This window comes from Pseudomonas asplenii (assembly GCF_001293465.1).
Lineage (GTDB): Bacteria > Pseudomonadota > Gammaproteobacteria > Pseudomonadales > Pseudomonadaceae > Aquipseudomonas > Aquipseudomonas fuscovaginae_B.
Map to the genome: position 1 here is coordinate 38,304 of NZ_JSYZ01000021.1, position 3,405 is coordinate 41,708.

Here is a 3,405-nt window from a genome sequence, read left to right on the forward strand (position 1 = left end):
TTGCCTAACCTGCGTTTCAAACAATTTCTTACACAGCCTAGTCCTTGGAGAGATGCGCATGTTGCAACGCCTGTTGTTCGGTTTGATCACTGTGACCAGCCTGACCCTGGTCGGCTGTGCCAACAGTCCTCAGCAGCTTAGCCCGCAACCCACGCTCACTACCCAGCTCGCCCCGGTTGGACATGGGCAGCAAGTGGTGGTCCGGGTTGTCGACGGTCGTCGCTCGCCGGTACTGGGCACTCGTGGCGGCCTCTACCCTGAAACCAGCTCCATCACCGTCCAGGGCGCCGACCTGGTGCCAAGGCTGCAGGCCCAGGCTGAAGCCGCCGTCCGTCTGCTGGGCTTCACCCCAACGCCGAATGCGATGAACGCACCGACCCTGACCGTGACCCTGTCCGACCTGACCTACCAGTCGCCGAAGGACACCACCTACGTGACCGAGGCCACCATCGGGGCCAACTTCCGCTCCGACGTGACCAACGCCAACCAGCGCTACAGCGGCCAGTACGGTGCATCGCTGAACCAGCGCTTCGGCATGGCGCCCAACGAGCAGACCAACACCAAGCTGATCAGTGACGTGTTGAGCGACGCGCTGACCCGGGTCTTCAAGGACCCGAGCATCGGCCGCCTGCTGAGCCAGTAACCCGGCGCAGCAATGGAAAAGCCCGGCTCTGGAGGCCGGGCTTTTTATTGCCTGTCTGTCGACTGCCCGCCTGGGGTCAAGCGGCTTCGATGTGGAAGTCCAGCAGGCTCACGCCGGTGGTCAGGTCGGCTTCGGGCAGGTCGGCGTGCTGATGGCCGCCGAGGGCACAATAGACCAGCCAGTGGCGGTCCTGGACGTTGAACGACATGGCGTCCACCAGGGCTTCCTGTTCATCGCTGGGGGCGATCAGGTAAAGGCGGTCCTGGTTGTTGGCGTGCAGCATGACAAGCTCCGTGAATGTTCGAGGGCGACAGGGTGGCCTGTTAAGGTGACGTTCAGGTGACAGCGCAAATTAATCCGTAAATTGTACGGAGCCGGACACAGGAAACTGTAACGCACGGGTGTTCCCATACCAGCGTGCGCGGCGACGGCTATCTGCCGTTCGTCCGGGTGTTGGACAGGCGCTGGTTCATCCGAGGGTTCATGATGTCGTTGCAATTGATCTGGAGCGTATTCGCCGGGCATCCGGGCAAATGGCTCAACCTGTTCGCCCTGCTGGTGGCCTGCCCCGGTGCATGGCTGTTGCAGCTCACGCGCCGCCGTGAGCTACGGGCGCTGGAAAAGCTGGAGATGCAGAGCGAAGGGCGGTCGATCGATCAGCCGTTGCTGCTGCTCGACTCGCGGGTGGTGCGGGCGAACCGGTTTTTCTACCGGTTCGGGTTCGCCTGCCTGGGGGTGGCGCTGCTGGTGTCCTGGATCAGTACCAGGCTGTAGAGCCTACCCCTTGCCTGGGCGCGGCTTGCCGGTGGATGGCCGCTTTTGGCGGGTCGTCGGAGCAACGCCCGCAGCAAGCCGGCTCCCACATGGACCGCGTCGAACGCGTTCCCGGCAGGAGCAGGGCTTGCCCGCGAATAGGCCGGCAAGCCCTGCCCCCACCCTGCGACTACGCCCTTACAGCGGTAGCCCCGCCTTGACCCGATACTGGTTGCGCACCGGGGTCGCGTATTGCTGCACCAGGTAGGGCTGGTGTTCGGCCGGGCAGGCGTCCAGGCGGCTTTGCCATTGCTCCCTGGCCTTGTTCAGTTCTTCGGCCGGGAACAGCTCGGCAGCCTTGGGCACCTGTAGCTGCGGATCGGCGTCGCTCCACTGCGCATAGGCCAGGTAATGCACCGGGAACAGCCGGTAGCCACCGAGGATCTGCCGATCCATCTCCTGGGCCAGCACCTTGGTGTCCTCGAAGGCCCCGCTCAATGGCGCGGCAAAATTCACGTGCACGCGGCCCTTGTAGCCGGTGATGCCCTTGGCGATGCTCACGTCATCCTCGCCCGGTGCCTTGCTGTAGCTGCCGGTAGTGGCGCGGATGTACAGCTCGCGGGCCTTGGCCAGGTCGCAAGGGTCGTATTCGTAGCTGATCGACACCGGGGTCAGGTTCAGCGACTGGATGACCTCGGCGAAGGGCTCGTCCTTGCGGCTCATGTGGAACATTTTCAGGATGGCCGACTCGGTGCGGTCGTCACCGTCCTTGGCCCGGCCTTCGGCCTGGGCGATCCAGATCGACTGGCAGTCGTGGCGGATCGAGTGGTTGATGTAGGCCGACAGCAACTGGTAGGCCGCCATTTTTTCCCGCCGCCCGCTGATCGAACGGTGCACGATGAAGCTCTTGTTCAGGCGCATCAGGTCGCTGACGAACGGCTTCTGCAGCAGGTTGTCGCCGATGGCGATGCGTGGCGTCGGCAGGCCGGCATGGTAGACGGCATAGTTGACGAACGCCGGGTCCATGACGATATCGCGATGGTTGGCCAGGAACAGATAGGCGGTGCCGGACTTGAACTGCTCGACGCCGGTATAGGTCACGCCATCGGTGGCCCGTTCGATGGTGTTGTCGACGTAGACCTCGATCTTGTCCTGCAGGGTTGCCACGCATTTCACGTCGGCGAATTCACGACGCAGCCGATAGGCGATCAGTGGCCGTAGCAGCCAGCCAAAGGTTCCGACCAGGCGGGGGAAACGGAAGTGCGTGAGAATATCCAGAAAAGCCTTGTCACCGAGCAACCGGGCCAGCACGGCTGGCACCTCGGAGTCGTCGTAAGGTCGGATGGCATCGAATTCGCCCATCATGCTCTCTTGTTGGAAACGGCTAGGGTAAGTAGAGGGTTGAGTGATAAATAACAAAGCCCGATTGGAAAAATAAGGCTCGGACAAAAATCAGCCTTGCAAATAGACCGGCAATTATACGCACAAGTCACCTTCGGAGGCCGCGATGCTGGAAACTGAGTACTACTCCTGTCCCTACTGTGGTGAAGAAGCCGAGGCCGTGCTGGATCTTTCCGGTGGCGACCAGACCTATATCGAGGACTGCCCGGTGTGTTGTCGACCGATCGTGTTCACTCTGCAGACCGACGGTCACGAGTGGATGCTCGACGTTCACACGGAAAACGAGTGATTGGGGGCATCCCGATGCAGCGCATCTATGAGCCGGAAAACCTGATGGAGGGCGAGCTGCTGCTGGGCATGCTCGCCAGCGAAGGCGTGGAGGCGCACCTGGTCGGGCGCGACCTGCTGGGGGGCGTCGGCGAGTTGCCGGTGTTCGGCCTGCTGGCCCTGGCGGTGGAGGATGAGCAGGCGCAGTACGCACGCGAGTTGATCGCCGCGTACAATGCCGCACTGCCGCTGCCTGGCGATGAGCCGGAGCAGGTTGCCGGGGTGCTGCTTTGCTAGGCTGTGTACGAAATTGTTTGAAACGCAGGTTAGGCAAGGCAAAA

The 3,405-nt window shown here is 62.3% G+C and carries 6 protein-coding genes; 4 read left to right on the forward strand and 2 right to left on the reverse strand.

Annotation, left to right across the window (positions count from 1 at the left end):
• Window positions 1-58: 58 nt before the first annotated feature.
• Complete coding sequence (locus PF66_RS25460; RefSeq protein WP_054058558.1) at window positions 59-643, forward strand: YajG family lipoprotein; 585 nt, start codon at window positions 59-61, stop codon at window positions 641-643.
• 76 nt (window positions 644-719) lie between these two features.
• Here PF66_RS25460 and PF66_RS25465 read toward each other — a convergent pair whose 3' ends face one another.
• Window positions 720-926, reverse strand: coding sequence for a hypothetical protein (locus tag PF66_RS25465; protein ID WP_017904795.1), 207 nt, complete (start codon window positions 924-926; stop codon window positions 720-722).
• Window positions 927-1,129: 203 nt separating this feature from the next.
• On the opposite strand from PF66_RS25465, the gene PF66_RS25470 reads away from it, so the two are divergent.
• Complete coding sequence (locus tag PF66_RS25470) at window positions 1,130-1,417, forward strand: hypothetical protein (RefSeq protein WP_192842709.1); 288 nt, start codon at window positions 1,130-1,132, stop codon at window positions 1,415-1,417.
• A 177-nt stretch (window positions 1,418-1,594) separates the two neighbouring features.
• Here the strand turns inward: PF66_RS25470 and PF66_RS25475 are convergent, their stop codons facing one another.
• Window positions 1,595-2,761 (reverse strand): 1-acyl-sn-glycerol-3-phosphate acyltransferase, encoded by a 1,167-nt coding sequence (locus tag PF66_RS25475; protein ID WP_054058551.1) that lies wholly within the window; start codon window positions 2,759-2,761, stop codon window positions 1,595-1,597.
• A gap of 142 nt (window positions 2,762-2,903) precedes the next feature.
• Between PF66_RS25475 and PF66_RS25480 the strand changes: the two genes are divergently transcribed.
• On the forward strand, window positions 2,904-3,086 hold the full coding sequence (locus tag PF66_RS25480; RefSeq protein WP_054064161.1) for a CPXCG motif-containing cysteine-rich protein: 183 nt from the start codon (window positions 2,904-2,906) through the stop codon (window positions 3,084-3,086).
• Between the two features lie 14 nt (window positions 3,087-3,100).
• Window positions 3,101-3,361 carry a putative signal transducing protein gene (locus PF66_RS25485; protein WP_054058560.1) on the forward strand — a complete coding sequence of 87 codons (261 nt, stop codon included), beginning with the start codon at window positions 3,101-3,103 and terminating at the stop codon, window positions 3,359-3,361.
• Window positions 3,362-3,405: the final 44 nt, after the last annotated feature.